Here is a 1,442-nt window from a genome sequence, read left to right as displayed (position 1 = left end):
ACGGCGGCGGCCTTGCTTTCGGCGCCGCTCATCAGGCGGTTGTTGCGGGAGTTGGCGATCTCGTCGCCGAAGCCGGGGACGAAGCGGTAGATCATCGCCGAGGCGAAGATGGCCAGGAGGATGATCGCGAGGCCGGAGACGACGGCGGAGAAGGCGTCGGGGCCGTCGTCGGATGAGAGGGCGCCGGCGAGGCCGAGGACGATCACGATGACGGGCTTGATGAGGATGACCGCGATCATGATGCCGGCCCAGCGGCGGACGTGGCCCCACAGGTTCTTGTCGACCAGGCCGGCGTAGACGACGGTGCCGAGGAGGGCGCCGACGTAGAGCAGGGCGGCGCGGATGACGAGCTCCAGCCAGAGGACGCCGGCGGCGAGGATGGAGACGAGGGAGACGACGATGAGCATGATGGGCCCGCCGCCGATGTCCTCGCCCTTCTTGAGGGCGCCGGAGAACGTGCCGAAGAACGTGTCCGTCTGGTCGCCGGTGGCCTTGGCGAGGACCTCGGTGACTCCGTCGGTCGCCGAGACGATCGTGTAGAGGATCAGGGGGGTGAAGGCGGAGGCCAGGACGGTGAGCCAGAGGAAGCCGACGGCTTCCGACAGGGCCGTGGTGAGGGGGACGCCTCGTACGGCCCGCTTGGCGACCGCGAGCAGCCACAGGACGAGCGTGAGGATCGTCGACGCCGCGAAGACGACCGCGTACTGCTGGAGGAACTTCGGGTTCGTGAAGTCGACGTTCGCGGTCTCGTTGACGGCCGCGGACAGCTTGTCGATGGTCCAGGAGGCGGCGTCGGCGCAGCCTTGGGCGAGGGAGGAGAGGGGGTCGAGGGTGGAGGTGATGTCGTTGGGCGTGGTGCCGGTGCCGCCGCCGCTGCCGCCTCCTCCGTCGTCCTTCTCGCAGTACTCGCGGGCCGCTCCGGACAGCAGCGAGCAGGAGTCACCGCTGGACGAGGGCGAAGGCGAAGGCGTGGGCTCGGCTGCGGCGCGGGTCGCGAGCATGACGAGGCCCACGTGCACGGCTGCGACCGCTCCGGTGAGCGTGAGTACGCGACGGGTGCTACCGGGCATAAGTGAACCCTCCGTACTCCTCCACGGCCTTCGAGACCTCTTCGGACGTCGAGATTTTGTTGTCGCCGTTGACCGGTGCGGGGCCTGCCTTCTGGGAGAAGCTGTCGACCTTCCAGTCCCCGTCGGCCCATCGCATCTGGAGCGTCATCGTGAACCAGTCGCTGGTGACCGGGTTGGTGGTGTTTTCCGCGGCCATGCCGAACACACCGGTGCACCAGACGTCGACGGTCGCGGTGGTGTTCGAGTAGCTCGTGGTCTTGGTGCCGACCGGCATGGTCCGTGACACGTACGTGCTGCCGGACGGCGCGTTGCCGTTCTCGTCCAGGCCGACGTTCGACAGGAAGTTCTTGTCGTACGCCTTGTCGAGGCTGC

2 protein-coding genes are annotated in these 1,442 nt (G+C 68.0%); both read right to left on the bottom strand.

All coding sequences use genetic code 11. The features are described from left to right. On the bottom strand, positions 1–1,070 hold a 1,070-nt coding region (locus AOK23_RS30950; protein WP_055715881.1), incomplete at its 3' end, for a hypothetical protein. Next, a partial coding sequence (locus AOK23_RS30945; protein ID WP_476718310.1) for a DUF8175 domain-containg protein occupies positions 1,060–1,442 on the bottom strand: 383 nt, incomplete at its 5' end. The genes AOK23_RS30950 and AOK23_RS30945, both read right to left, overlap by 11 nt.

The organism is Streptomyces torulosus (genome assembly GCF_001419765.1).
GTDB lineage: Bacteria > Actinomycetota > Actinomycetes > Streptomycetales > Streptomycetaceae > Streptomyces > Streptomyces torulosus.
This window is presented reverse-complemented; position numbering and strand designations above follow the sequence as displayed.